This window comes from Isoptericola sp. NPDC060185 (assembly GCF_042728595.1).
Lineage (GTDB): Bacteria > Actinomycetota > Actinomycetes > Actinomycetales > Cellulomonadaceae > Isoptericola.
In genome coordinates, this window is the sequence record NZ_JBHWYY010000008.1 from 70,383 (window position 1) to 96,725 (window position 26,343).

At 74.4% G+C, this 26,343-nt stretch carries 21 protein-coding genes and 1 pseudogene; 11 read left to right on the top strand and 11 right to left on the bottom strand.

Annotated elements, in window-relative coordinates:
* Window positions 1-76: 76 nt before the first annotated feature.
* The 4 genes and pseudogenes from ACFWDO_RS05215 to mqo all read left to right on the top strand — a co-directional run.
* Complete coding sequence (locus ACFWDO_RS05215; protein WP_380314788.1) at window positions 77-649, top strand: TetR/AcrR family transcriptional regulator; 573 nt, start codon at window positions 77-79, stop codon at window positions 647-649.
* Window positions 646-1,329: a pyridoxal 5'-phosphate synthase gene (locus ACFWDO_RS05220; protein WP_380314791.1), complete on the top strand. Its 684-nt coding sequence runs from the start codon at window positions 646-648 to the stop codon at window positions 1,327-1,329. Before ACFWDO_RS05215 ends, ACFWDO_RS05220 begins: the two co-directional genes overlap by 4 nt.
* Window positions 1,326-2,036 carry a maleylpyruvate isomerase family mycothiol-dependent enzyme gene (locus tag ACFWDO_RS05225; protein ID WP_380314794.1) on the top strand — a complete coding sequence of 237 codons (711 nt, stop codon included), beginning with the start codon at window positions 1,326-1,328 and terminating at the stop codon, window positions 2,034-2,036. Before ACFWDO_RS05220 ends, ACFWDO_RS05225 begins: the two co-directional genes overlap by 4 nt.
* A 105-nt stretch (window positions 2,037-2,141) precedes the next feature.
* Window positions 2,142-3,704, top strand: a pseudogene (mqo, locus tag ACFWDO_RS05230) (malate dehydrogenase (quinone)); the annotation flags it as partial.
* 33 nt (window positions 3,705-3,737) lie between these two features.
* Here mqo and pntB read toward each other — a convergent pair.
* Genes pntB through ACFWDO_RS05245 form a run of 3 tightly spaced genes read right to left on the bottom strand, consistent with a single transcriptional unit; the run spans window position 3,738 to window position 7,163 of the window.
* Window positions 3,738-5,156 carry a Re/Si-specific NAD(P)(+) transhydrogenase subunit beta gene (gene pntB, locus ACFWDO_RS05235; protein WP_380314797.1) on the bottom strand — a complete coding sequence of 473 codons (1,419 nt, stop codon included), beginning with the start codon at window positions 5,154-5,156 and terminating at the stop codon, window positions 3,738-3,740.
* On the bottom strand, window positions 5,153-6,718 hold the full coding sequence (locus tag ACFWDO_RS05240) for a Re/Si-specific NAD(P)(+) transhydrogenase subunit alpha (protein ID WP_380314800.1): 1,566 nt from the start codon (window positions 6,716-6,718) through the stop codon (window positions 5,153-5,155). Before ACFWDO_RS05240 ends, pntB begins: the two co-directional genes overlap by 4 nt.
* A gap of 10 nt (window positions 6,719-6,728) precedes the next feature.
* Complete coding sequence (locus tag ACFWDO_RS05245; protein ID WP_380314803.1) at window positions 6,729-7,163, bottom strand: pyridoxamine 5'-phosphate oxidase family protein; 435 nt, start codon at window positions 7,161-7,163, stop codon at window positions 6,729-6,731.
* A 176-nt stretch (window positions 7,164-7,339) separates the two neighbouring features.
* Between ACFWDO_RS05245 and ACFWDO_RS05250 the strand changes: the two genes are divergently transcribed.
* The 3 genes from ACFWDO_RS05250 (at window position 7,340) to ACFWDO_RS05260 (ending at window position 10,790) form a co-directional block, all read left to right on the top strand.
* Window positions 7,340-8,050, top strand: coding sequence for a rhamnogalacturonan acetylesterase (locus ACFWDO_RS05250; RefSeq protein ID WP_380314806.1), 711 nt, complete (start codon window positions 7,340-7,342; stop codon window positions 8,048-8,050).
* Window positions 8,051-8,133: 83 nt separating this feature from the next.
* On the top strand, window positions 8,134-9,174 hold the full coding sequence (locus tag ACFWDO_RS05255) for a LacI family DNA-binding transcriptional regulator (RefSeq protein WP_380314809.1): 1,041 nt from the start codon (window positions 8,134-8,136) through the stop codon (window positions 9,172-9,174).
* The gene (locus ACFWDO_RS05260) at window positions 9,171-10,790 is read left to right on the top strand and encodes a UxaA family hydrolase (protein ID WP_380314812.1); all 1,620 of its coding nucleotides are present in this window, start codon (window positions 9,171-9,173) and stop codon (window positions 10,788-10,790) included. The genes ACFWDO_RS05255 and ACFWDO_RS05260 overlap by 4 nt, the downstream gene beginning before the upstream one ends.
* On the opposite strand, the gene ACFWDO_RS05265 is transcribed toward ACFWDO_RS05260, so the two are convergent.
* A complete protein-coding gene (locus ACFWDO_RS05265; RefSeq protein ID WP_380314815.1) occupies window positions 10,783-11,424 on the bottom strand; it encodes a maleylpyruvate isomerase family mycothiol-dependent enzyme in 642 nt (213 codons plus the stop codon). The genes ACFWDO_RS05260 and ACFWDO_RS05265 overlap by 8 nt on opposite strands.
* Before the next feature lie 113 nt (window positions 11,425-11,537).
* Here ACFWDO_RS05265 and ACFWDO_RS05270 point away from each other — a divergent pair, with 113 nt between their 5' ends.
* The 3 genes from ACFWDO_RS05270 (at window position 11,538) to ACFWDO_RS05280 (ending at window position 13,366) form a co-directional block, all read left to right on the top strand.
* Entirely contained in the window at window positions 11,538-12,332 is a 795-nt protein-coding gene (locus ACFWDO_RS05270) for an HAD hydrolase family protein (protein WP_380346828.1), read from the top strand.
* Window positions 12,333-12,406: 74 nt separating this feature from the next.
* Entirely contained in the window at window positions 12,407-12,955 is a 549-nt protein-coding gene (locus tag ACFWDO_RS05275) for a hypothetical protein (RefSeq protein ID WP_380314821.1), read from the top strand.
* An 81-nt stretch (window positions 12,956-13,036) separates the two neighbouring features.
* Complete coding sequence (locus ACFWDO_RS05280; protein ID WP_380314824.1) at window positions 13,037-13,366, top strand: cupin; 330 nt, start codon at window positions 13,037-13,039, stop codon at window positions 13,364-13,366.
* Between the two features lie 48 nt (window positions 13,367-13,414).
* On the opposite strand, the gene ACFWDO_RS05285 is transcribed toward ACFWDO_RS05280, so the two are convergent.
* The 5 genes from ACFWDO_RS05285 to ACFWDO_RS05305 form a co-directional block, all read right to left on the bottom strand.
* Window positions 13,415-17,407, bottom strand: coding sequence for an endo-alpha-N-acetylgalactosaminidase family protein (locus tag ACFWDO_RS05285; protein WP_380314827.1), 3,993 nt, complete (start codon window positions 17,405-17,407; stop codon window positions 13,415-13,417).
* An 86-nt stretch (window positions 17,408-17,493) separates the two neighbouring features.
* Window positions 17,494-19,329, bottom strand: coding sequence for a glycoside hydrolase family 35 protein (locus tag ACFWDO_RS05290; RefSeq protein ID WP_380314830.1), 1,836 nt, complete (start codon window positions 19,327-19,329; stop codon window positions 17,494-17,496).
* On the bottom strand, window positions 19,326-20,207 hold the full coding sequence (locus ACFWDO_RS05295) for a carbohydrate ABC transporter permease (RefSeq protein ID WP_380314833.1): 882 nt from the start codon (window positions 20,205-20,207) through the stop codon (window positions 19,326-19,328). The genes ACFWDO_RS05290 and ACFWDO_RS05295 overlap by 4 nt, the downstream gene beginning before the upstream one ends.
* Window positions 20,204-21,160 carry a carbohydrate ABC transporter permease gene (locus ACFWDO_RS05300; protein WP_380314836.1) on the bottom strand — a complete coding sequence of 319 codons (957 nt, stop codon included), beginning with the start codon at window positions 21,158-21,160 and terminating at the stop codon, window positions 20,204-20,206. Before ACFWDO_RS05300 ends, ACFWDO_RS05295 begins: the two co-directional genes overlap by 4 nt.
* Window positions 21,161-21,162: 2 nt before the next feature.
* A complete protein-coding gene (locus ACFWDO_RS05305; protein ID WP_380314839.1) occupies window positions 21,163-22,473 on the bottom strand; it encodes an ABC transporter substrate-binding protein in 1,311 nt (436 codons plus the stop codon).
* Between the two features lie 246 nt (window positions 22,474-22,719).
* On the opposite strand from ACFWDO_RS05305, the gene ACFWDO_RS05310 reads away from it, so the two are divergent.
* Window positions 22,720-23,733, top strand: coding sequence for a LacI family DNA-binding transcriptional regulator (locus tag ACFWDO_RS05310; RefSeq protein WP_380314842.1), 1,014 nt, complete (start codon window positions 22,720-22,722; stop codon window positions 23,731-23,733).
* Here ACFWDO_RS05310 and ACFWDO_RS05315 read toward each other — a convergent pair.
* Together ACFWDO_RS05315 and doeA are read right to left on the bottom strand one after the other, a co-directional pair.
* Window positions 23,693-25,081 carry an aldehyde dehydrogenase family protein gene (locus tag ACFWDO_RS05315; protein ID WP_380314845.1) on the bottom strand — a complete coding sequence of 463 codons (1,389 nt, stop codon included), beginning with the start codon at window positions 25,079-25,081 and terminating at the stop codon, window positions 23,693-23,695. The genes ACFWDO_RS05310 and ACFWDO_RS05315 overlap by 41 nt on opposite strands.
* A complete protein-coding gene (doeA, locus tag ACFWDO_RS05320) occupies window positions 25,078-26,337 on the bottom strand; it encodes an ectoine hydrolase (protein WP_380314848.1) in 1,260 nt (419 codons plus the stop codon). Before doeA ends, ACFWDO_RS05315 begins: the two co-directional genes overlap by 4 nt.
* Between the last annotated feature and the right edge of the window lie 6 nt (window positions 26,338-26,343).

A 26,343-nucleotide genomic window follows, 5' to 3' on the forward strand; every position in this document is an offset into this window, starting at 1 on the left:
CCCCCATCTGCCCGCCGCGGCGGGGCGACGGGCGGCGGGGCTGGTCACCATACCTAGAGGTAGGTATGGTGACGCCATGAGCACGCCGACCGACGCGCGCGCCCGGCTCGTGGCCGCCGCGCAGGAGATGTTCGCCGCGCAGGGCGTGGGGGCCACCAGCCCGCGCCAGGTGCTGGCCGCCAGCGGGGTGGGGCAGGGCAGCCTCTACCACCACTTCCCCACCAAGCACGACCTCGCGGCGGCCGCGGTCGGCGCGACGGTCGAGAACGCGCTCGCCGCGGCGCGGCGCGACCTCGAGGGCGCCACGCCGGCCCTCGACCGGGTCGTCGCCTACGTCGAGCGGCCCCGCGACGCCCTCGCCGGCTGCAAGATCGGCCGGCTCACCAGCGACCAGGCCGTCATGGACGACGACGGCCTCCACGACGTCGTCACCGCCTACTTCGTCCGCCTGCTCGACGCCGTCGCCGCGACCCTGCGCGAGGCGGGCCTGCCCGACGACGACGCCCGCGACCGCGCACACGCCGCCGTCGCGATCGTGCAGGGCGGCTACGTGCTGGCCCGCGCGACCGGCGACCCGGACGCGATGCGGGCCGCCGTGCGCGGGTTCGTCGCGATCCTCACCCCCGCCAGCACGAAGGAGACCGCATGACCTTCCGCGAGCGCCTGCGCGCCCTGCCGACGTTCCCGCCCGGCCTGCCCCCGTTCGGCGTCGATCTCGACGACCTCGCCACGGCGCCCGCCGCGCCCCAGGAGCTGTTCGGAAGCTGGTTCGACGACGCGTTGGCCGCCGGCGTCGGCGCCCCGCACGCGGCGATCCTCTCGACGGCCGACGGCGAGGGCCACGTGCACGCCCGCACGCTGGTGATCAAGGACGTGACCGAGGCGGGCTGGTGGTTCGCCGGGCACGCGTCCAGCCCCAAGGGCCGCGACCTGGCCGCCAACCCGCACGCGGCGCTCACCGTCTTCTGGCGCGACCTGGGCCGCCAGGTCCGGGTCACGGGCCGCGCCCGCTCGGCAGGCCCGGAGGCCGGAGCGGCGGACTTCCGCGCCCGGCCCGAGGGGTCGCGCGCGGCGGGCCTCGTCGGCCACCAGAGCGAGCCGCTGGCATCCCCCCAGGAGTACCGGGACGCCTTCGCCGGTCGCCTCGACGAGGCGCGCGAGCACCCCGACGCCGTCGCCCCTGCATGGACCGCCTGGGTGCTGGCCCCCGCCACCGTCGAGTTCTGGGCGGCGAGCGACGACAAGGGCCAGTCCCGCCTCCGCTACCGCACGACCGGCACCACCACCGAGAACGCCCCCACCTGGACCAAGGAGCTGTTGTGGCCGTGACGATCCCTGACCCCACCCTCACCCACGCGCTGGCCGACGCCGACGCCGCGCTCGCCGCGCTGATCGACGTCGTGCGCACGCTGCCGGACGACGCGGGGGCGGCGCCGTCGCCCCTGGACGGCTGGACCCGCGGGCACGTGCTGTCGCACGTGGCGAACGTGGGCGCCGCGCTCGCCCGCCAGGCCGAGTACGCCGCGCGCGGCGAGAAGGTCGAGCCCTACGACGGCGGCCGCGCCGGCCGGGACGCCGCCATCGAGGCGGGCGCCAGGCGCACCGCCGCCGAGCACCTCGCGGCGCTGGAGACGACGCGGGCCCGGCTCGCCGCCGCGTGGCCGGACGCGAACGACGCCCTCTGGGGCGCGCCCGTGGCGTACCGCGACGGGGTGCTCGCGGACGCCCTGCTCGCCTGGTGGCGTGAGGCGCGGATCCACGCCGTCGACGCGACCGCGGGCCTCGCCACCGAGCACGGCACCGCACTCGGGTACGCCTCCTGGGACGACGCGTTCTGCGCCCACCTGGACGAGTTCCTCGCCGTGCGGCTGCCGGACGGCGGGGCGGGCCTCGAGCTCGTCGGCGACCGGCGGGACGTGGCCGCCTGGCTCGCGGGCCGCACGCCGTCGGGCCCCGTCTCGGCCACCCGCGACGGCGCGGCCGTGCCCCTTCCCGAGCTCGGCCCGTGGCCCTCGTCGCCGGCCCCGAAGCCCTGACCTGCAGGCCGGTCGCGGCCCGGTGTGACGCACATCACTGCAGGTCAGGGCGCCGTGTGAGGTTGCTCTCATTCTTTGTGACAGTTTTCACGCGCGGCGTATGGTGGCCCGGTGACTTCGAGTGCTACGACTGCTGGGGCCCCCACGGGGGCCGACGTCGACGTCGTCCTCATCGGCGGCGGAATCATGAGCGCCACGCTCGGCACGCTGCTCCAGCAGCTCGAGCCGTCGTGGTCCATCCGGATCTACGAGCGCCTGGACGACGTGGCGCAGGAGTCCTCGAACCCGTGGAACAACGCGGGCACGGGGCACGCCGCGCTCTGCGAGCTCAACTACACGCCCGAGCGCAAGGACGGCTCGATCGACATCACCAAGGCGGTGGCGATCAACGAGCAGTTCGAGATCTCGCGCGAGCTGTGGCAGCACCTCCTGGCCACCGGCCGGATCAAGGACGACTCGTTCCTCAGCCACACCCCGCACATGACGTTCGTGCGCGGCGAGAAGAACGTGGACTACCTGCGCCGCCGCTACGAGACGCTGCGCGTGCACCCGCTGTTCCGCGACCTCGAGTACAGCACCGACCGCGCGGCCATCGGCCGCTGGGCACCGCTGCTGACCACCGACCGCGACGCCGACGAGCCGATCGCCGCCACCCGCGCGACCTCGGGCACCGACGTCGACTTCGGCAACCTCACCCGCCAGCTCGTCGACGGCCTCGTCGCGAACGGCGCCGAGCTCAAGCTGCAGCACGAGGTGAAGAGCCTCAAGCGCACGAAGGACGGCCGCTGGCGCCTGCGCGTCAAGGACCGCTCCTGGAACGCCAGCCGGCGCACCAGCACCGTCACGGCGAAGTTCGTCTTCGTCGGCGCGGGCGGCGGCGCGCTCCCCCTGCTCCAGTCGGCCGGCATCCCGGAGATCAAGGGCTTCGGCGGCTTCCCCATCTCGGGCGAGTTCCTGCGCACCTCCGACCCGGAGCTCGTCGCGCAGCACCAGGCCAAGGTCTACGGCAAGGCCGACGTCGGCGCCCCGCCGATGTCCGTGCCGCACCTGGACACCCGCGTGGTCGACGGCAAGACGTACCTCATGTTCGGCCCCTACGCCGGGTTCAGCCCCAAGTACCTCAAGAAGGGCAAGTACCTGGGCCTGATCACCTCCCTGCGGGCCAACAACGTCACGTCGATGCTCGGCGCCGGCCTGAAGAACCTCGACCTCACCCAGTACCTCGTCGGCCAGCTCGTGGCGGCGCCCGAGACCAAGTTCCAGGCGCTGCAGCAGTTCATGCCCACCGCGCACCCCAAGGACTGGGAGAAGATCACCGCCGGCCAGCGCGTGCAGGTCATCAAGCGCGACGCCGACGGCAAGGGCGTGCTGCAGTTCGGCACCGAGATCGTCACCGGCGCCGAGGGCTCCATCGCCGGCCTGCTCGGCGCCTCGCCGGGCGCGTCGACGGCGGCCTCCGCGATGGTGGACCTGCTGGAGCGGTGCTTCCCGTTCCGGTTCACCAAGTGGCGCCCCGAGCTCGCCTCGGTCATGCCGAGCCTCGACGGGGTCCCCGCCGACGCCAGCACGATCGACGCCACCCCGGTGCCCGACTCGCCCTCGATGCTGCACGCCGACGGCGTCCTCGACGCGGCGGTCTACGAGTCGCAGGCGGACTCGCGGATCTGACGATCCCCCCGAACGACCTCCTCCTCGGCGGCGTCAGAGAGCCTGGACGATCTTGTCCACCTGCTCCCTGGCGTCGCCGAAGAGCATCCGGGTGTTGTCGCGGAAGAACAGCGGGTTCTGCACGCCCGCGTAGCCCGTGGCGAGCGAGCGCTTGAAGACGACGACGTCGCGCGCGTGCCACGCCTCGATCACCGGCATCCCCGCGATGGGCGAGGACGGGTCGTCCTGCGCGGCCGGGTTCACCGTGTCGTTCGCGCCGATGACGAGCACGACGTCCGTGTCCGACAGGTCGCGGTTCACCTCGTCCATCTCGAGCACCAGGTCGTACGGCACGCGCGCCTCGGCCAGCAGCACGTTCATGTGGCCGGGCAGGCGCCCGGCCACCGGGTGCACGCCGAACCGCACCGTCACGCCGCGGGCCCGCAGCCGCTCGGCCAGGTCCGCGACGGGGTGCTGCGCCTTCGCCACCGCCATCCCGTAGCCGGGCACGACGACGACCGACCGCGCGGCGGTGAGCAGCGCCGCCACCTCGTCCGGCGACGTCTCGTGGACCTCCCCCACCTCCGCGGTGCCGCCCCCGCCCGTCGTGCCGCCGGACGCCCCGGCGCCGAAGCCGCCGAGGACGACGGACCAGAACGACCGGTTCATGGCGCGGCACATGAGGTAGCTGAGGATCGCGCCGGACGCGCCGACGAGCGCCCCGGTGACGATGAGCAGGTCGTTGCCGAGGGTGAAGCCCGCGGCGGCCGCGGCCCAGCCGGAGTACGAGTTGAGCATCGACACCACGACGGGCATGTCGCCGCCGCCGATCGCGGCCACCAGGTGCCAGCCGAGCGCCAGCGCGACGAGCGTCATGAGCAGCAGCGGCACGATCGCGGACCCGGCGTCGTCCGCGACGAGGAACCACGCGAGCAGCCCGGCGGACGCCACCAGTGCCAGCAGGTTGAGCGCGTGCCGGCCGGGCAGGGTGAGCGGCGCGGACGCCAGCCGGCCCGACAGCTTGCCGAACGCCACCACGGACCCCGTGAACGTCACCGCGCCGATGAGCACGCCGAGGAACACCTCGACGCGGTGCACCGTGTCGCCGCCCGTCGCCGCGGGCGCCGCGAGGAAGGACCCGTAGCCCACCAGCACCGCGGACAGCCCGACGAACGAGTGCAGCAGCGCGATGAGCTCCGGCATCTGCGTCATCTCGACGCGGCGCGCCCGCCACGACCCCACGGCGGCGCCTACCACGAGGACCAGCAGGATCAGCCCGGCCGTCACCGGCCACGGCCGCTCCGAGCGGTCGAGGGCCAGCGCGATCGTCGCGACGATCGCGAGCCCCATGCCGACCATGCCGAGCACGGTGCCCCGCCGGGCGGTCTCCTGGGCGGACAGGCCCGCCAGCGACAGCACGAACAGCAGGCCGGCGACCACGTAGGCGGCCTGCGCCACCGACTCCACGCTCACGAGGCGCCCCCGTCCGTGGGGGCGTCCCGGCGGAACATGCCGAGCATGCGCCGGGTCACGAGGAAGCCGCCGAACACGTTGACGCCCGCGAGCGCCGCGGCCACGACGGCGAGCGCCGTGACCAGGGGCGACGCGTCGCCGATCTGCAGCAGCGCGCCCACCATGATGATGCCGCTGATCGCGTTGGTCTGGGCCATGAGCGGCGTGTGCAGGGCGTGCGTGACGTTCGAGATCACGTAGAAGCCCACCACCACCGCGAGCGCGAACACGGTGAGGTGCCCGACGGCGTCGGGCGGGGATGCGGCGATCAGGAGGCCGAACGCGACGGCGCCGAGCGCGCCCAGCACCGTGCGCCGCATCGCGCGGCGTCGGCGCTCGGCCGCGGGGTCGACGGCCGGGGCCGGAGCGGGCTCCGGCTCGGGCGGGGGCGGGGCGGCCGACACCTGGACGGGCGGCGGCGGCCAGGTCACGGCGCCGTCGTGCGTCACGGTCATGCCGCGGACCACCGCGTCGTCGAGGTCGAGCGCGAGGCGCCCGTCCTTGCCGGGCGTGAGCAGGGTGAGGAGGTTGACCACCACCGTGCCCAGCAGCCGCGAGCTGTGCTGCGGCAGGCGCGCGGCCAGGTCGGTGTACCCGAGGACGACGACGCCGCGGGGCGTGACCACCCGCTGCCCGGGCACCGTGGCCTCGCAGTTGCCGCCGCCGGGCGCGGCGAGGTCGACCACCACCGAGCCGGGGCGCATCGCGTCCACCATCGCGCGGGTGATCGTCGTGGGGGCGGCGCCGCGCACGAGGGCGGTCGTGACCACGACGTCGGCCTGCGCGGACTGCTCCGCGTACGCGCGCAGGGCGGCCGCCTCCTGGTCGGCGCTCTGCGCGCTGGCGTACCCGTCGGCGCTGACCTGCTGCACGGCGTCGTCCGCCCGCACGACGCGGGCGCCCAGGGACTCGATCTGCTCGGCCGCCTCGGGTCGCACGTCGAAGGCATGGGCCTCCGCGCCGAGGCTCACGGCCGTGCCGATCGCGGCGAGCCCGGCCACGCCGGCGCCGATGACGAACACGCGCGCCGGCGGCGTGCTGCCCGCGGCGGTCACCTGACCCGCGAACATGCCGCCGAACTCCTCGGCCGCCTCGACCACCGCGCGGTAGCCCGCCACGTTCGACAGCGCCGAGAGCACGTCGAGGGACTGGGCGCGCGAGATCCGGGGCACCGCGTCGAGGGCGAGCGCCGTCACGCCGCGCGCGGCCAGCTCGTCGAGCAGGCCGGGGCTCGTCGCGGGCGCGAGCTGGGACACCAGGACCGCGCCCGGGCGCAGCAGGCCGAGCTCCGCAGGCCCGGGCGGGTGCAGCGTGACCACGACGTCGGCCGCCCACACGTCGGCGCGGTCGGCCACGCGGGCGCCCGCGGCGACGTAGTCGTGCGCGGGCAGCCGGGCGCCGTCGCCGACCCCGGGCTCCACGACGACGTCGTGCCCCAGGTCCGCGAGGCGGCGGACGGCGGCGGGGGTGACGGCCACCAGGCGCGGGTCCGCGCCGGCCGTCCGAGGGGCACCGATGCGCATGACCGCCTCCTCAGCGGGCTGCGTCGGCTGCGCTGTGCAGGGCGCCCCAGGCCGTCCAGCGGTCGACCTCGACCACGGCGGTCACGCGGGCGCGGTCGCGCACGGCGTACGACTTGCCGCCGTAGTGGTGCGAGATGCGGTCGGTGTCCACGAGCCCGACGTCGTCGCGCCACGCGGTCACCCGCCCGAGCAGGGTGACGTGCGTGTACCAGTCCTCGCCCAGCACGGTGAGGCTCACGTGCGGGTTCGCGTGCAGGTGCTGCACCCGCTTGCGCGTGGCGTCGAGGTTGACGAGCACCTGCCCGCCGCCGGAGCCGTCCTCCTCCAGCAGGTACCACGTCGCCGCGGTCACGGGGCTGCCGTCCGGGCGCACGACGCCGATCACGGCGGGCTGGGGGCGGCGCAGCAGGTCGAGCACGGGGGCCGGGAACGGCGGACGGGGCATCGTTGACTCCTCCGGGACACGGGGCGGGTGTGCGGTCGCTCGGCGCCGACGCTACGCCCTGGACGTGCGGGGACGCACGCGATCCCCGCACGCCGCCCGGTCTGCGGTCGTCGCTAGGGTGGCGCCGACGCTCGCCGAGCGTGCCCCGACCCGCCCGCGCCCTCCCGGAGTCCCGCATGTCCCGCACCGTCCACCTCGCCGGCGACTCGACCGCGGGGCCGAAGTCCCGCTCCGCCGCGCCCGAGACCGGCTGGGGCATGGCCCTGCCCTACTACCTCGCCGACGACGTCGCCGTCGCGAACCACGCGCGCAACGGGCGCAGCACCCGCAGCTTCGTCGCCCAGGGCCGCCTCGACGCCGTCGCCCGCGACCTGCGGTCCGGCGACGTGCTGGTGATCCAGTTCGGACACAACGACGCGAAGGTCACCGACCCCGAGCGGTTCACCGAGCCGTGGACGTCCTACACCGAGCACCTCGTGCGGTTCGTCGAGGTCGCGCGCGCCGCGGGCGCACGGCCCGTGCTCGCGACGTCGGTCGAGCGACGCCGGTTCGACGACGCCGGCCGGGCGGTCCCCGCGCACGGCGAGTACCCCGACGCGATGCGCGCCGTCGCCGCGCGCGAGGACGTGCCGCTGGTCGACGTCCAGCGCGACTCGCTCGCGCTCTGGGACGACCTCGGGCCCGAGGGGACCCTGCACCACTTCTTCCACGCCGCCGACGGGCGGCGCGACGACACGCACTTCAACCCGCCCGGCGCGGGAGCCGTCGCCCGGCTCGTCGCCACCGGCCTCCTCACCGCCGGCGTCCTCGCGGGCGGCGAGGTGCGGCGCCTCGACGAGGACGTGCCCGACGACTGGTTCCGCTGGCTCGACGACGAGCCCGCCTGAGCCTCCGCGCGGGGTCGGGCGTGCGCTAGGCTGAAGCACACTGGAACCGGTTCCAGAGTCGGCACCAGCCCCTGGAGGTCCGTGTGGTCACGCTCCGCGACGTCGCGCGCGCGGCGGGCGTCTCCCCCGCCACCGCGTCGCGCGCCCTCAGCGACGCGCCGCACGTCTCGCCCGCCAACCGCGAGCAGGTGGCCCGCGCCGCCGCGTCGCTCGGCTACCGCCCGCACCCCGCCGCCCGCGCCCTGACCACCGGCAGCACCGGCACGCTGGGCCTGGTCGTCCCCGACCTCGCCAACCCGTTCTTCGCCGCCGTCGCCAAGGGCGTGCAGGCGCGGGCGCACGAGACGGGGCGCGACGTCCTCGTCGCCGACACCGACGAGGACGTCTCCGCCGAGCCCGACGTCATCACCCGACTCGGCGACCGCGTGGACGGCCTCGTGCTCTGCTCCCCCCGCATGCCGGCGGACGACCTCGGCACGCTCGTCGCCGGCGGACGGGTGGCGCTGGTCAACCGCGAGACGCCGTTCGCGCCGTCGGTGTCGTTCGACCTCGCCGGCGGCGTGCGCCAGGCGCTCGACCATCTGCGCGCCCTCGGGCACGACCGCATCGCCTACGTGGGCGGCCCCGCCACCTCCTGGTCCGACGGCGAGCGGCGCCGGGCGCTGGCTGACGTCTCCTCCCGCGGCGTTCCCCCCGTTCACGACCTGGGCCCCTTCCGGCCCACGCACGGCGGCGGGGTGCAGGCCGCCGACCTCGCGCTCGCGGCCGGCGCCACGGCCGTGCTGTGCTTCAACGACCTCGTCGCCCTCGGCGTCCTCGCCCGCCTGCACGCGCGCGGCGTCGCCACCCCCCACGACGTCTCGGTGGTCGGGTTCGACGACGTCCCCGCCGCCTCCCTCGTGACGCCCGCGCTCACCACCGTCGCCGTCCCGCTGGCCCGCGCCGGCCGCGAGGCGGTCGACCTGCTCGGCCGCGACGCCGGCAGCTCCCCCGAGCCCGGCTCCCCCGAGCACCGGCGCCTGCCCGTCGAGCTCGTCGTCCGCGCGTCGACGGCGCCCCTGAGCGCCACCGCACCCACCGCCACGTCTCCCCACCGCACAGATCCCGAGGTCGTGATCCGATGAGCACCGCCCCGCACCACCCGCTGCTGCCGCTCGCGACGCCACCGGCCACCACCGAGCCGCCGCTGCCGGGCGTCGTCGACCTCGCCGACGTCGCGCTCCTGCTGCGTCCGGCCGACGACGTCGCCGTGGCGACCCGGCAGGTGCCGGCGGGCACCACCGTGCGGCTGCCGGGCGGCGGCGAGGCCACCACGCGCTCTACCCTGCCGCGCGGGCACAAGCTCGCCGTCCGGGAGGTCCCGGCGGGCACGGAGGTGCGCAAGTACGGGCAGCCCATCGGCCGCGCGAAGAAGGACGTGGCGCCGGGCGACCACGTGCACACGCACAACCTCGGCTTCGACGACCCCACCGCCGACGGCGCCCGCGAGTACGAGTTCGGCACCGCGCGCACCACGCTCCCGGCACCCGAGCGCCGGCGGACGTTCCAGGGCTACCGGCGTTCGGACGGCCGCTGGGGCACCCGCAACTACGTCGGCATCCTCACGTCCGTGAACTGCTCGGCGTCGACGGCGCGGATGATCGCGGACCAGTTCCGCGGGCCGGTGCTCGACGCCTTCGGGCACGTCGACGGCGTCGTCGCGCTCACCCATGACACCGGCTGCGGCCTGGTGCCGACCTCGGAGGGTGCGCAGGTCACCCTGCGCACCCTGCGCGGGTACGCGTCGCACGCCAACATGGCCGGCCTGCTCGTGGTCGGGCTGGGCTGCGAGATGCTCCCCGCCGCGTCCGTCCTCGACGGGCTGGAGCTGCGCGAGGACCTGCCGGTGCGCACCCTGACCATCCAGGACACCGGCGGCATCCGCGCCACCGTGCGGGCGGGCGTCGCGGCCATCACCGAGATGCTGCCCGAGATCGACGCGCTGCGGCGCGAGGAGGCGCCGGCCTCGGAGCTGGTGCTCGGGCTGAACTGCGGCGGCTCCGACGGCTTCTCCGGGATCACGGCCAACCCGGCCCTCGGGCACGCGTCCGACCTGCTCGTGGCCCAGGGGGGCACGTCGATCCTCGCCGAGACGCCCGAGGTGTTCGGCGCCGAGCACCTGCTGCTGCGCCGCGCCGTCTCCGAGGAGGTGGGCCGGCGCCTGCTCGACCGCCTCGACTGGTGGCAGGGCTACGCCGCGGCCGGCGGCGGCACGCTCGACAACAACCCCTCGCCCGGCAACAAGGCCGGCGGCCTCACCACCATCCTCGAGAAGTCGCTCGGCGCCGTCGCCAAGGCGGGCACCGCCGACCTCGTCGCGGTGCACGAGTACGCCGAGCCCGTCACCGAGCGCGGCATGACCTTCATGGACACGCCCGGCTACGACCCGGTCTCCGTCACCGGGATCGTGGCGGGCGGCGCCACCGTGGTCGTCTTCACCACCGGCCGCGGATCGGTGCTGGGGTGCAAGCCGGCGCCGTCGATCAAGGTGGCCACCAACTCCGACACCTACCGCCGCATGTCCGAGGACATGGACCTCGACGCCGGGCGGATCGTGGAGACCGGCCTGTCCGTGGAGGCGGTGGGCGAGGAGCTGTTCGAGAAGATCCTCGCCGTCGCCTCCGGCGAGCAGACCGTCTCCGAGGAGCTGGACCTCGGCGCCGACGAGTTCGTGCCCTGGCAGCTGGGCGCCGTCACCTGATCCGTTCGCGCACCACGCGCAGCCCCGCGCCGGTCAGCTCGTCACAGGACGCCGGCCGGCCCGCCAGCACCATGACGAGCGCCAGCGTGCTGCCCCGCACCACCGGCCCGTCGCCGTGCACGAACGGCCCGTCGGTCGCCTCCAGCCGCAGGCCGCGCGCGACCGCGCGGCCGGAGACGGTGAAGTCGCGGGCGACGAAGAAGCGAGCCACCTCGGTGGTCGTGGCCACGGGCGGCACGCGCGGGAGGCCGAGCGGGGTCCGGACGTCCTGTCCGTGCACCACGACCTCCCCGAGCCACGCGGCCGTGTGCCCGCTGGGCGCGACCGTGCTGGTCACGACCGCGCGGAAGCGCTCGAGCGTCTCGGCCGGCGTCGACCCGCGGTGCTCCGCGAGGCGGCGCGCGTTGTGCAGGTCGGCGTCGAACCGTGCCCCGGCGATGCTCCGCAGCCACGCCCACCGGCCGGCGCTCGCGCCCGCCGTGAGGTGGGCGACGACGTCCCGCACGGACCACTGGGTGCACAGCGACGGCGTCTCCCAGGCCGCGTCGTCGAGCCCGGCGAGCTCGCCCGCGAGGGCCTCCCGCTCGGCGTGGATCATGGCCCAGGTCCGGGCGCGCAGGGTGCTCGTCGTCACGTGGGCAGCCAACCATGCGGCACCGACGCGCGGTTAGGCTCGACGGTGCCCACGACGACGCCGAGAGCTGGAGGTCTGCCCACGTGTCGGGTTCGATGAGAGACGGGGCGCGGGTGGCGTTCCTGGACGTGGACGGCACGTACGCCGACCACAGCGCCGTGCCGGAGGCCCACGCGGAGGCCGTCCGTGCCGCCCGGCGCGCGGGGCACCGGGTGCTGCTGTGCACGGGCAGGCCCGAGTCGATGCTGCCCCCGTCGCTGCTCGCGGCGGGCTTCGACGGCGTCGTCGCCACGGCCGGCGCGTTCGTCCGGCTCGACGGCGAGGTGGTGGCCGACCTGCGCTTCCCCGCGGACCTGGCCGACCGCGTGCGGCACGTGCTCGACGCGCACGACGTCGCCTACCTGCTGGAGGCGCCGGAGGCCGTCTACGGCCCGGTGGGGCTCGACGCCCGCCTCGCCGTCCGCGGCGACGCGGCGCCCCACGAGATCCTCGACGTGCTGCGGATGCCCGGCGACCTCGCCGGCGTCAGCTACGCCAAGATCAGCTACTTCGACTCCCGCCTGCCCATCGCGGCACTGCGCGCGGAGCTGGGCCCGGAGGTCGGGATCCTGCCGTCCTCGTACGCGGACACGGGCGACAACGCCGGCGAGATCCACCTGGCCGGCGTGCACAAGGCCGTCGGGATGGCGGCCGTCGTGGAGCACCTCGGGATCACGCCCGCGCAGGTGGTCGGCATCGGCGACGGGTACAACGACGTCGAGATGCTCGCGTACGCGGGCACGGCCGTCGCCGTCGAGGGCGCGCCGGAGGCCGTGCTCGCCGAGGCCGACCTCGTCGTGCCGGGCCCGGCCCGCGGCGGCGTCGCCGAGGCGTTCGCCCGGCTCGGGCTCATCCCCGCCCGCGCCTGATCCCCGCCCGTGGTCGGCCCCGGCCCGCGGGCCCGCTCCTGCAAGATGGCGCCGCCCCGCGACACGGGAAGGGCATGAGGAACACCGCACCGCGCGCCCTGGCCCTCACCGCGCTGACCACCGTCGCGCTGACCGGCGCCCTCGCGGCGTGCGCGCAGGGCGGGGCGGACGGGACGGGCAGTGCGGCCGGCCCGCCGCCAGGCGTCCCGTCGCCCACCGCCACGGCGACGCACGGCCTGTGGCCCCCGGACGCCGAGGGCATCGAGCAGCCGCGCCCGTTCGAGGTGCGGTACGACGGCCGGGCGCTGCTGCTCTACCCGTTCACCTTCTGTGCCGACCAGGGCTGCGCCGACGGGTTCGACGACCACCCACCGTCCGTGGGCGACGTCGACCAGCTGCTCGTGCACGTCCCGCTCGAGGGCGACGTGGAGCTGACGGTCGGCGAGGTCGAGGCGGACGAGGTCCGGGACGGCGCGGTCGTCGCCACGGCGGAGGAGCTCGGCGGCGGCTGGTGGCAGGTCGGACTCACCGGGCCCGCCGAGGAGCGTCTGATCAGCCTGTTCGCCGGCGGCGACGGCGCGGGCGACATGGTCGCCGAGGTGCTCTGGACGGGCGGCGGCTGACCGCGCCCCCCGGGTACGGTGAGGTCGGCGGGTCTCGTCGACGCGGCCCGCGCCCGTGCCGCCCGACGGATGGAGCCACCGATGGCCGACCTGGACGCCCTCACCACGACGCACCTCGACAAGGCCCGCGCCGCCGAGAACGGCCGCAGCGCGGAGATCGTCGTGCACGACGGCCCGCTGCGCCAGACCGTGCTGGCCCTGGTGGAGGGCGTGGAGCTCGGCGAGCACAACTCGCCGCCGGCGGCGTCCGTCCTCGTGCTGCACGGGCGCCTGCGCGTCACCGCGCTGGAGGGCGACGAGGAGGTGCGCGCCGGGCAGCTGCGCGTGCTGACCCACGAGCGCCACGCCGTGCGCGCGCTGGCGGACTCCGTGTTCCTGCTGACCACGGTGACGAGCATCCCGAAGCCCTGACCCCGCGACGGCGGGGCCAGGGCTCCGGGTAGTGCTCCGGGTGTCGGCTCAGCCGCAGGCGAGCTTCGCGCCCGCCCAGTCGGCGTGGTCGTTGCCGTTGCCGTCCCCGCCGTCGGTCACGACGAGGTCGAGGTAGCGCACGCCGGTGACGTCGACGTCGAGCGCCCGGGTGGCGCCGCCGCCGCGCAGCACGGGCGTGGTGGCCAGCGATGTGCCGTCGCCGAGCACCTGGAAGGCGACCGACCCGCGCGTGGCCTGGACGTCGTCCACCCCGACGGTCGCGGTGAACGACGCGCAGCGCTCGCCGAGGAACAGCCGGACCGTCGACGGCGCGTGCGCGCCGAGGCCCTTGTCGTAGACCGTGCCGCGCAGGGTGATCGGCGACCCGTCGCCGGACCCCTGCTCGCCGTTGGACAGGTCGCGCTCGACCGGCCCCCACCCGTTCGACGCGGAGACGAACGGCAGGTCGCTGGCCCAGTGGTCGCCCGCGGCCGGCGGCACGACGACGTGCACGTCGCTGCTCGCCTCGACGGTGCGCGGCCCGACCGGGTCGGCCGTGGTCGTGTACGTCGCGGTGGCGGTCAGCGGGTACGCGTCGGTGGTGACGTCGCCGCGCGGCGTGACCTCCCAGGTGGTGACGAGCTCGCCGCCGCTCGGCAGCGTCCCGGCGGACGTGGCGTCCGTCGCCTCCACCTCCCAGCCGTCGGGCACGTCGAGGGCGACCTCGACGTCGGCGACGTCGGCCGGCTCGAAGACGCTGAGCGTGGTCGTCACCGTGTTCGCGACGTCGGGCTCGAGCGAGGCCTTCGCCGGGGCCACGTCGAGCGACGCGCACGCCGGGACCTCGTCAGCGACTCCCAGGTCCTCGACCAGGAAGTCGTCGAGGATCAGGTCGGCCTGGTCCCCGCCGCCGACCGCCTTGCGCAGCCCCACCCAGGTGTCGCCGCAGGTGGAGCCCACGACCTCCTGGCTGAACCGCTGCGTGCTGCGCTGCTCGCCGATCGCCGTCGCGCCGGTCTCCACCGACACGGGCTTCCCGGAGGCCACGGAGTCGTAGCCGGTGACCCACTGGTAGTAGCCGCCGCGCCCGGACTGGTAGTCGAAGCTCACGCGGTAGCGGTGCCCCGGCTGGAGGTCGACCGTCGCGGGGGTGGTCCGGTACACGAGGCCCTGGTTCTCCTCGTGCGCCTTGAGCGACCAGGCGTCGCCGATCACGTCGTCCACGAGCTTGCCGTTCCAGCCGGCCTGCGTGTACGGCGCGTGCTTCGACGCGAGGTGGGTGCGCGGGTCGGTGACGCCGCCGGCGTCGCCCTTGACGAACGGGCCCCAGCCCTGGGGCACGGACTCGAAGTCGTCGAACGCGACGACGTCCGCGCCGTCCGCGCGCAGGTCGGCCGGCGCCGCCGCCCGGTCGGTCGCGACGACCCGCAGGTCGTCGAGGCGCACCACGGCATCGCCCTCGCCCGCGCGGACGGTCAGCGTGGGCCGGGTGGCCTCCTTGACGTCGAACACGACCTGCACGCGCTGGTAGTACCGGCTGTGCTTGTCGTCGGCGGCGACCTCGTTGCGCGCGGTCGAGCGGTGGACGGTCACCGACGCGCCGTCGACCGACCGGCCCGGGCCGGTGACCTCGAGCGTCGTCGGCCGCGACGCCCCCGGCTGCACCTCCACCCACGCGCTGGCGGCGTAGGTGCCGGGCTGCAGCTCGGCGGTGCGCTGCGCCACGGAGGCCTTGCCGGCGCCGAGCTGCGCCACGTGCTGGCCGTTGCTCAGCCGCTCGCGGGTCACGGTGCCCGACGTGCGGTAGGCGGCCAGGCCGGCGGCGTCGAAGCCGGGGTTCACGAGGGGCGAGCCCTCGCCCCACGCGACCTTGCCCGCGGTCGGGGTGGTGAAGCCCTTGCCCGGCACGTCCGGGTAGAGCACGTACGGCTGCCCGGCCTCGGCGTCGACGGTGACCTCGCCGCCGCGCACCGGCACGACGCCGACCTTCTCGCGGCCCGTGTCGGTGAGCCGGTACTGGGTCAGCGACGACGCGCCGGCGAGGGTGCCGGGCAGGTCCCACGTGGTGGAGCCCCCGGCCGGGTTGTAGTGGTACAGCTTGTCGCCCTGGGCCACCTTGCCGGTGGCACCGGGCGCGTCCGCCGCGCTCCACGGCAGCAGGTACGTGTCGCCGCGCGCGACGACGGCGTCCCCGACCCGGATCTCGCGGTTCGCCGCGCTGGTGCCGCGCGCCGAGACGCCGTCGGCGAAGTCGATCTCGTCGTCGGTCCAGCGCTCGATCTCGTGGTGCTGGAGGAACTTCGTGGTCACGTTGTTCGACCAGATGTTCTTCGTGAAGGCGTCCCAGTCCACCTGGCCGGTCCAGCCCTCCCACTCCACGATGCGGGCGTTGCCCAGCAGCGGGTGCGGGTTCCAGGTGTCCTTCTCGCCGTTGCGGATGAACCGCACGATCTGCGAGTTCAGGCCCTTGTTCGAGGCACCGCCGTAGTTCTCGTCCGAGGACCAGTGGCTCCACAGCGAGTCGGCCTCGAACTTGTCCGACCACTCCGTGGCGAGCTGGAACCCGTTCGCCTTCGCGGCGTCCGCGAGCCCCCGCGCCTGCCACCCGTAGTTGTAGTAGACGTCGACGTAAAGCATGTCGAGGTCGCCGCCGGTCTCGTCGGCGAGCTGGCCGATGCGCGACGCGAGGTCGCCGCTGGTGATGTCGCGGCGCTGGTCGATGTAGTACGACTGGCCGAGCCAGTTCCAGCCCTTCGCGTTCTCGTCGACGAGGTCCTCGTCGAACGCGTCGGCCTCCGCGTACGACTCGGTGGCGTTGATGTGCACGCCGAAGTCGGCGTTCCAGTCGCCGCCGGACCGCAGCAGCCGGCGCATGTCCTCCAGGCCGCCGGCGCGCTCGTTGTAGTTGCCGCCGTAGTCGGGGTGCGCGGAGTCGTGCCCCTCCGACCCGTAGCCCTTGAGCAGCGCCATCTGGCCCAGGCCGTCCGTGGCCAGCGAGATGTGCTTGACGTCGTCGAGCGTGCGCAGGAACGGGTGGGTCGCCTGCGACGCGAAGTTGAACGGGATGTGCGTGACGACCCGGTCGGGCACCTGCTCGGCGCCCTTCGCCTTCGGGGCGGCGTCGCGGTAGGCGATCGCGCCGTCCTGCCAGTCGACGACGCCGTCGTCGTTGGCGTCCGGCGTGAGCACGACGGTGGCCTGCGGCAGCTCCTCCGTGACCGACGAGCCCTTGGCCCGGTAGGTCCACGCGCCGCTCCAGACGCCGACGCGGACGTCGTCGCCGTCGGCACGCGCCTGGCGCTGCAGGCGGTTGCGCTCCTGCGCGGCCTTGCCCGCCGCCTCGTCGTACACGCTGTTCGTGACGACGGACGCCGCCAGGCCGTTGGCGCTGACGATCGCGTAGGCGGACCCGACGGGCGCCGGGTTCGTGGCCGTGCCGCGCGTGACCGAGGCGAAGGTGTCGCCCTTGCCGTTGCGGTCGGGCGAGATGACGGCCGTGGCGACCCGCGGGTCGGTGTCGGCGGACGAGACCGAGAGCAGGTCGTGCCCCGGGATCTCGAGCGTGCCGACCCGGTGCTCGGCGGTGTCGACGATCTTCGTGATCTCGAAGCGCACCTGGTTGTCGTGCACGCGCAGGGCCGCGTCGATCGCGACACCCGGGAGGTCCGCGAACGTCAGGCGGTAGGTGGCGGCGTCCGCCGTCGCGCCGGTGCGCTCCACGGTCACGTCGTGCGCCGTGCCGTCGATCGTCACGGCGGTCACCGGGCGGGTGCTGCCGGCCATCGTCGCGCCGGTCGCCCGGTCGGTGTAGCGCAGCACCCGGGGGAAGTCGTCGGCGACCTGGACGTCGAGCGCCGCCGAGCGCAGCGTGGCGGCGTCGTCCGCCGCGGTGGCTGCGGGTGTCACGGCGGACGCCGCGTCGGTGGTCGTCGTCGCGGTCGCCGCCGGCGCCGCCACGAGGCCCGCGCAGCCGGTCGCGAGCGCCGCGGCCAGGGCCACGGCGCCGCGCGCGGTGCGTGGTGGTAGGGATCGTCGTGCCATGCGGATCTCTCCTTCTGTCGGGCGGGTCGTCCTCGACCCGCCAAGGGCGGTCCGTGCTGGTAGAGCGTGCTTTCCGGACGTGCTGGTCAGAACTCCTCGACGTACTCCTGCGCGGCGCCCAGGTCGGGGCCGGAGAGCAGCTCGAGGTCCGTGCCGGCGCGGTGCTGCTCGAGCACCGTCACCGTGTTCTCCCCGCGGCGCAGCAGCGGCGCGGGGACGTAGAGGGTGCGCTGCGGGCCGACCTCCCAGTAGCGGCCGACCAGGACGTCGTTCACCCAGACGAACCCCTTGGCCCAGCCGGGCAGCGCGAGATACGTGTCGGCGGGCTCGTCGACGACGAGCACGGTGCGGGCGAGGATCCCGGCGCCGGACCCTGCCACGGGTTCGGCTGCGGGACCGTCGGCGGCGGCCCACAGGGCGTCCGGGGCCAGGGTCGCGAGGGGGACGGGCCGGGACTCCCAGCCGTGCACGATGCGCCGGTCCACGAGGACGTCGCCGACGATGCCCTTGGGCTCGCCGAGGCGCGGGCCGTAGTTGACGCGCCCGAGGTTCTCGACGAGCAGCTCGAGGGTCACCTCCGCGCCCGTGCCGGTGACGACGACGCCGTCCGTGGCGGTCGCGCGCTCCAGCACGCCCACGGGCGCGCCGTCGACGAGCACCGTGGCCCGGTCGTGCAGGCCGAGCACGGAAACCCTCGACTCGCCGGCGGGCAGCCGGGTCCGGGCGCGGTAGGCCACGAGGCCCGCGTCGAGACCGAGCTGCTCGAAGGTGCGCGGACGGGGCGAGCCGTCGCCGGGTCCCGCGAGCGCGTCGAGGGCCGGCGCCGCCGTGCGCATCTCGGGGGTCGGGAGCGTGCGCGGCGCCAGGCGCGCGGGCGGCTCCAGGGCCGCGTCGTCGCTCTCGTCGCCGCCCCCGTCGTGGGGCACGTGAGGCGACCGGAACGGCTCGAGGACCTCCCGCATCGCCAGGAACTTCGGGGTGATCGTGCCGTCCTCGGCCACGGGCGCGTCCGAGTCGTAGCTGGTGACGGTGGGCTGCAGCACCGTGCCGTCGTGGTTCGCGCCGGCCCAGAGGCCCGGGTTCGAGCCGCCGTGCGCCATGTAGAGGCTCACGGAGCCGCCGAGGTCGAGGATCTGCCCCACGGTCCGCGCGGCGTCCTGCGGGTCGCGCGTGTGGTGCTCCTCGCCCCAGTGGTCGAACCAGCCGTTCCACATCTCCGCGACGAGGAAGGGCTCCGGGTCCGCACGGCGGCCGGCGAGCAGGTCGCGTGCCTCCCGCGGCTTCGAGCCGAGCGTCGCCGCGGCGAGGACCCCGGGCAGGGACCCGCCGTCCTGCATGAGATGGGTGGCGCCGTCGGCCGTGAAGACGAGCTCGTCGATCCCGTGCCGGGCGAGCGCGTCGCGCACCCAGGAGACGTAGGCGTGGTCGTCGCCGTAGCTGCCGTACTCGTTCTCCACCTGCACGGCGACCACGGGTCCACCGCGGCCGGCCTGCAGCGCGGCGACCCGCGGCAGCAGCTCGGCGAACCACCGCTCGACGGCGTCCGTGAACCGGGGGTCGACCGTGCGCAGCGCGATGCCGGGCGTGCCGGTGAGCCAGGCGGGCAGGCCGCCGTTGGACCACTCGGCGCAGATGTACGGGCCGGGCCGCACCACGGCGTCCATGCCGAGCTCGCCCACGAGGCGCAGGAACCGCTCGACGTCGCGGTCGCCGGCGAAGTCGAACCGGCCGGGCGCGGCCTCGTGCCAGTTCCACGGCACGTACGTGTCGACGGTGTTGAGCCCCATCGCACGGACCCGCACCAGGCGGTCGCGCCACAGGTCGGGGTGCACGCGGAAGTAGTGGACCGAGCCCGAGAGCACGCGGTGCGGCACCCCGTGCCGCAGCAGGGTGGTCCCGTCCGTGGTGAGCGTCGCCGTCACTTGAGCGCCCCGTTCGCCAGCCCCGAGCGCCAGAACCGCTGCAGGGACAGGAACGCGACGATCAGCGGCACGACGGCCACGAACGCGCCGATGATCACCATGTGCCGCTCGATCTGCCCGGACTGCACGAGGGCGTTCCACGTGACCAGGCCGACGGTGACCGGCTTGAGGTTCTCGTCGATCAGCACCTGCGACGGCAGCAGGAAGTTGTTCCAGATCTCGACGAACTGGAAGAGGAAGATCGTCACGAGCGCGGGCGACATCATGCGCAGGCTCACCCCGAAGAAGATCTTGCCCTCCGCGGCGCCGTCGAGGCGCGCGGCCTCGACCACCTCGTCCGGCACCGACTGTGCGGCGAAGACGCGCGCGAGGTAGACGCCGAACGGGCTGACGATGCTGGGCAGCAGCACCGCGAGGTACGTGTTGACGATCCCCACCTGGGAGAACATCAGGAACAGCGGCAGCGTGAAGAGCACCTTCGGCACCAGCACGGCGCCCAGCACGACGGCGAACAGGACGCCGCGCCCGGGGAAGTCGAACTTCGCGACGGCGTAGCCGGTGGCCGCCGCGACGAGGGTGCCGACCCCGGCGCCCACGATCGAGTAGAGCGCGGCGTTGCCCATCCAGGTCGCGAAGATGCCGTCCTTGTAGGCGAACAGGTCGGCGATGTTGCCGAACAGGTCGAAGTGGCTGAACCACAGCGGGTTGCCCGCGAACGTGTAGCCCGCGTCCTTGGTCGCCGCGACGAGCAGCCACCACAGCGGGAAGAGGAAGTAGGCGCTGGTCAGCACCAGCACCCCGGTGACGAGCACCCGGCTGCGGAGCGTCGTCTCCACGGTGTCGCGTCGGGGCCGCACGGCCGTGCGCGGGGCGCTCACGAGGACCTCCGGGAGGTGAGGCGGAAGAAGAGGACGGACAGCACGGCCACGCCCACGGCGAGGATGACCGACTGCGCCGCGGCGTACGGGTAGTTCGCGGCGGTGATCGACGACTGGGCGGCCATCAGCGGCGTGAACTTGGGGCCGATGGTGCCGGTGCTCGACGAGAGCACGAACGGCTCGTTGTAGAGCTGGGCGGACCCGATGATCGAGAACACGGCGGTGAGCAGCAGGGCGGGCCGCACCAGGGGCACCTTGACGTGCCAGGCGATGCGCCACGGGGAGGCGCCGTCGAGCTTGGCGGCCTCGAGCACCTCGCCGGGGATCCCCTGGAGCGCGGCGTAGATGATGATCATGTTGTAGCCGGTCCAGCCCCACGTCACGACGTTGGCCACGGACCACAGGGTCAGCTCCGTGCCGAGGAAGTCCACGGTGACGCCCGTCGGGGCGAGCAGCTGGTTGATGGGGCTGCCGGTCGGCGAGTAGAGGAACGACCACATGAGCGCCGACACGACGGTCGGCACCGCGTACGGCGCGAAGCTCGCCAGCCGGAAGAACCCCTTGCCCCGCGCGGAGGCGGAGTCGATGAGCAGGGCCAGGCCGAGCGCGAAGCCCAGCATCACCGGCACCTGCACGACGCCGAACAGGAGCACGCGGCCGAGCGACGCGACGAAGCCGGAGTCGTTCAGGGCGGCGGCGTAGTTGAACCAGGGGTCGAAGACCTCGGTGGGCGGCGTCAGGCCGAGTGCGTCCCGCTCGATGCGGAACAGGCTCTGGTAGACGGCGTAGCAGATGGGCGCGACGTACACCGCCAGGAACAGCACGACGAACGGCGCGACGAACCGCAGCGCGACGCGGGAGGTGCGGGAGCGCGGGCGGCGCGCCCGCGGGGGCACCACCCCGGGCGCGGTGGCGCGCCCGGGGCGGTGCTCCGTGGAGATCGTGGCGGTCACGGTCACTCGCCGACCGTGATGCCCTGCTGGGAGAGCTCGTCGATCGTGGCCGCCTTCGAGCTGTCCAGCGCGCCGGCGACGGTAGCGTCGCCCTGGCCGGCGTAGGCCTTCTTCATGTCCGCGGCAAAGGTGCCCATGAGCGTGGACACGCCGGGGCCCCACTGCCAGCCCTCGGCCACGTTCGCGGCCGCGTCGACGAACACCTCGTCCACGACCTGGCCGCCGAAGTAGTCGTCGCCCTGGGTCAGCAGGACCGACTTCAGCCCCTCGACCGAGGCGGGCAGCGTGCCGGCGGCCTCGATGACCGCGTCCACCGCCGTGGGGTCGGTGGACATGAAGTGCGCGACCTCCCACGCGGCCTCCGGCTCCTCGCAGCCGGCGAGGACGGCCGTGGCGCTGCCGCCGACGTTGCCGGTGGTGGCCTCGCCCTTCTCCCACGTGGGCAGCGGGGCCACGGCCCAGGAGCCGGAGGCGGCCGCGGCCGAGTCCTTGAGGATGCCCTTGAACCAGGCGGCCCCGACGATCGTCGCGATGCTGCCGTCGGAGAGCCCGGCGGCCCACTGGTCGCTCCAGATGCCGGCGCCGACGAGGCCGTCGTCGATCAGGCCCTGCCAGTAGTCCGCGACCTTCTGGTTCTCGGGCGAGTCGTTGGTGATGGACCACGTGCCGCCGTCGACCGTGTACCAGGGCGCGCCCGCCTGCCAGGAGAAGCCCGTGTAGTCGAAGTCCTCGTACGTGCCGGTGAGCGCGACGCCGGCCTTCTTGAGCTTCTCCCCCGCGGCCTGGTACTCGGCCCACGTCGTGGGCACGTCGATCCCGTGCTCGGCGAAGACGTCCTTGTTGTAGAAGAGCACCATCGGACCCTGGTCCTGCGGGGCGCCGTAGACGCGGTCGCCGACGGTCACGCCGGACCAGCCGGCCGGGGTGTAGGCGTCCGCGTCCTTCGAGGCGATGTCCGTGACCTCGAGCAGGTTGCCCTCGGAGACGAAGCTCGGCATGGTCTCGTAGCCGACCTGCGCCAGGCAGGGCGCGTCGCCGGCCTTCACGGCGTTGCGGATCTTGTCGTAGCCGCCCTTGTTGCCCGGCTCGATCTCGGTGAACTTCACCTGGACGTCGTCGTGCGCGGCGTTGAACGCCTCGGCGGCCTGGTCGTAGCCCTGCGCCCAGGTCCAGACCTCGATCGTGGTGGGCTCGCCTTCGGCGCCGCCCGCCGGGTCGCCGCCGGCGCACGCCGCGAGGCTCACCGCCGCCACCGCGGCCACGCACGCCGCACCAGTCGCACGCGCCGACCCGTTCACCGTCGAACGCTTCATCTCTGACTCCTTCTGACCACTGTGTACCGAGGAGCGGCACCGCTGCCGCACGAGGAATGCGAGCACCATAGCCGGTTCTGATATCCATAACAACCAGTCGGAGACGCACGGTATATGGCCGCTTCCCTCCCGAACCGTGATCCGCTTGTTATGGTCATCACGACGAGCGGTACCATCGAGCCCGCAGCGGGCCGGGACGGCCCGCACGACCAGGGACCGGGGTGAGCCGTGGCACGGGCGTCATCGATGAACGACGTGGCGCGCATCGCCGGCGTCTCCGCGCAGACCGTCTCCCGCGTCCTGTCCGACCACCCGCACGTCAACGCCGCCACGCGCGCCAAGGTGCTGGCGGCCGTCGAGGAGACCGGCTACCGCCGCAACCGCCTCGCCCGGGCGCTCGTCACCGGCCGCAGCCGCACGCTCGGCGTCGTGACGCACGAGACCGACCACTACTCGACGTCCGCGATCCTCCTCGGCGCCCAGACCGCCGCCCGCGCGGAGGGCTACTTCGTCTCGACGGCGACGACGCCGTCGCTGTCCACCCCGGCGGTGGCGGAGGCCGTCTCGCGCCTGCTCGACCAGGGGGTCGACGGGCTCCTCATGGCCGTGCCCGTGCGCGAGGACGCCTCGCTCGGCGACCTCACCCGCGGCCTGCCCACCGTCGTGCTCGACGGCATGCGTTCGTCGGCCACGGAGGTCGTCGCCGTCGACCAGGTCGAGGCCGGCCGCCTCGCCACCGAGCACCTGCTCGGCCTCGGGCACCAGACCGTCTGGCACATCGCCGGCCCCGAGTCCTGGAACGACGCGATCGGCCGCACCGCCGGCTGGCGCCAGGCGCTCGAGGACGCGGGCCGCACCGTGCCGCCCGTGCTGCACGGCGACTGGTCGCCCGAGTCCGGCCACCGCAACGGCGAGCTCGTCGGGCGGATGCCCGAGGTCACCGCCCTCTTCGTCGCCAGCGACGAGATGGCCTTCGGCGCCGTGCGCGCCCTCGTCGAGCTGGGGCGCCGGGTGCCGCAGGACGTGTCGGTCGTCGGGATGGACGACATCGCCCTCGCGGCCTACGCCTCTCCCCCGCTCACCACGGTGCGCCAACCGTTCCACGACGTCGGCGGGCGGGCCGTGGAGCACCTCCTCGCACTGCTCGCCGACCCGGACACGGTGCACGAGCCCGAGGTCGTGCACCCGGAGCTCGTCGTGCGCGCGTCCACGGCGCCCGTCACGGACGCCGCGGACCGACCCACACCTGCTGCACGTTGACGAACTCACGGATCCCGTGCGGGCCCAGCTCCCGCCCGTAGCCGGAGCGCTTCACCCCGCCGCTGGGCAGCCGCGGGTCGGTCTTGACGATGCCGTTCACCGCGACCTGCCCGGCGGCGATCTCGCGGGCCAGCTCCTCGCCCCGCTCCGGCGTGCTCCACACGCTCGCCGCGAGGCCGTACTCGGTGGCGTTCGCGGCCGCGAGCGCCGCGTCCGCGTCCTCGGCCCGCAGCACCGCGGCGACCGGTCCGAAGGTCTCCTCGCAGGCCGCGGTCATGTCCGGGGTCACGTCGTCGAGCAAGGTGGGCGGGTAGAACCAGCCCGGGCCGTCGGGCAGCTCGCCGCCGAGCAGCAGCCGGGCGCCCGCCGCCACCGTCTCGGTGACCTGCCGGTGCAGGGCGGCGCGCAGGTCCTCGCGCGCGATCGGGCCCACCTGCGTGGCCGGGTCGCGCGGGTCGCCCACGCGCAGCGCGGCGAGGCGGTCGCGCAGGCGCCCCACGAGGGCGTCGTGCACCGGCTCCTCGACGATCACCCGCTTGGCGGCGATGCAGGACTGCCCGGCGTTGATGATCCGGGACAGGGCGATCGTGTCGGCGGCGGCGTCGAGGTCGGCGTCGGCCAGCACGACGCACGGGTCGGACCCGCCGAGCTCCAGCACGGCCGGCTTGATCTCGGCCGCGGCCAGGCTCGCGACGGCCGCGCCGCCGCGCGACGACCCGGTGAAGGACACGGCCTGCACGCGCGGGTCGCGGATCACGGCCGCGACGTCCGCGGTCTCCAGCGGCAGGTTCGCGAAGACGCCGTCGGGCGCGCCCGACACGGCCAGCGCCCGCGCGAACACCTCGCCGTCCGCCGCCGCGCAGCCGGGCACGTGCGGGTCATGCTTGAGCACGCCGGTGTTGCCCGCCATGAGCGCGGGCGCGGCGAACCGCAGGGCGAGCCAGAACGGGGCGTTCCAGGGCAGGATCCCCAGCACCGTGCCGAGCGGCAGGTGCTGCACGTAGCTGTGCGTGGCGTCCGACGCGATGTCCTGGGGCGCGAGGTAGGCCGCGGCGTGCTCGGCGTAGTGCTCGGCGCACCAGGCGGCCTTCTCGACCTCCCCGACGGCCTCCGTCGCCGGCTTGCCCATCTCCTGCGTCATCAGCGGGGCCAGCTCGCCCGAGCGGGCGCGCAGGTCGGCCGCGACGGCGCGCAGCACCTCGGCCCGGCCGTCGAACCCGCGCTCCCGCCACGCCGCCCTCGCCTCCTCCGCGGCGGCGAGGGCCGCGTCCACCTGGGCGGGGCCCGCGGCCGGGACCTCGCGGACCACCTCGCCCGTGCTCGGGTCCGTCGCGATGAGCATCGTCATGCCGTCTCCTCCTCGGTGCCGTCGGCCGTCGGGCCGGGCACGAGGGTGAGGGGCTCCCCGTCCCCGCGCTCGTCTCCCCGCACGGCGCCGTGCTCGGGCTTGCACGTGAAGTCCTGGTCGAGCGTGAAGAACGACTCGCACCCGTCGGCGGTCACGCGCACCGTGTCGGAGATGCCGACGGTCTTGTCGCCGTCGACGCCCCACATCCACGGGATGATGTGGAACGTCATCCCCTCGCGCAGCACGCGCGGGTCGCCCTGGTTGAGGCTCACGATGTAGCCCTCGTCCCAGCTGGGCGGGAAGGCGATGCCGATCGAGTACCCCGAGCGGGTCACCAGCCGGGCCCCGACGCCGTTGTCGGAGATGATGTCGCGCACGATGTTGTCGGCGTCGGACACCGTGAGCCCGGGCCGGATCGCGGCCTCCACCTCCGCGAGCGCCAGCTTCATCCGCTCCTGCGCCACGAGCATGCTGCGCGAGAGGTCGTCGAGCACCACCGTGCGCATCATCGCCGTGTGGTAGCGGCGGAAGCAGCCGCCCACCTCGAGGAACACGTGCTCGCCGGGCCGCACCGTGCGCCCCTCCCACGTCGCGTGGCCGATCATGCTGCGCGGCCCCGACGCGACGTACGGCATCACCGCCGGGAACTCGCCGCCGGAGCGGAACATCGCCGACGCGATCTCGGCGGCGACGTCGTTCTCGGTCACCCCGGCGACGACCGCCTCGATCCCCGCCGCCATCCCGACCTCGGTGGCGCGCGCGGCCCGCCGCATGATCGCGATCTCCGCGTCGGACTTGATCACCCGGCCCTCCTCCACGATGCCGAAGCAGTCGAGCAGGCGACCGTCGGTGAACGAGTTGTGGATGTAGTCCTGGTGGTAGGCCGGGAAGTAGTAGCTGTTGCGCTCGTACCCCACGTCCTTGGTGTCGAGGCCGAACTCGCGCAGCGACTGCACCAGGCTCTGGATCGCGTCGCCCGTGTCCGGGTACGGGCGCGTGAGCTCCACCCACGTGCGGGCGTGCACGTTGGACTCCTCCATGCTGCGCGTGATCATGAACGGCTCGTCGGTGAGCGGCACGACCAGCGCCTGGAAGAACGAGTACCCCGTGGTCTGGAAGTCCGTGAGGTACATGAGGTTCTCAGGATCGGTGATGACCACCGCGTCGAGCATCCGGTCCGCCATGCGGCGGCGCAGGTCGCCGAGGCGGCGCTCGTACTCCTCGAACGGGAACGTCATGTCGTCGCGCTGCCGCATGCGGCC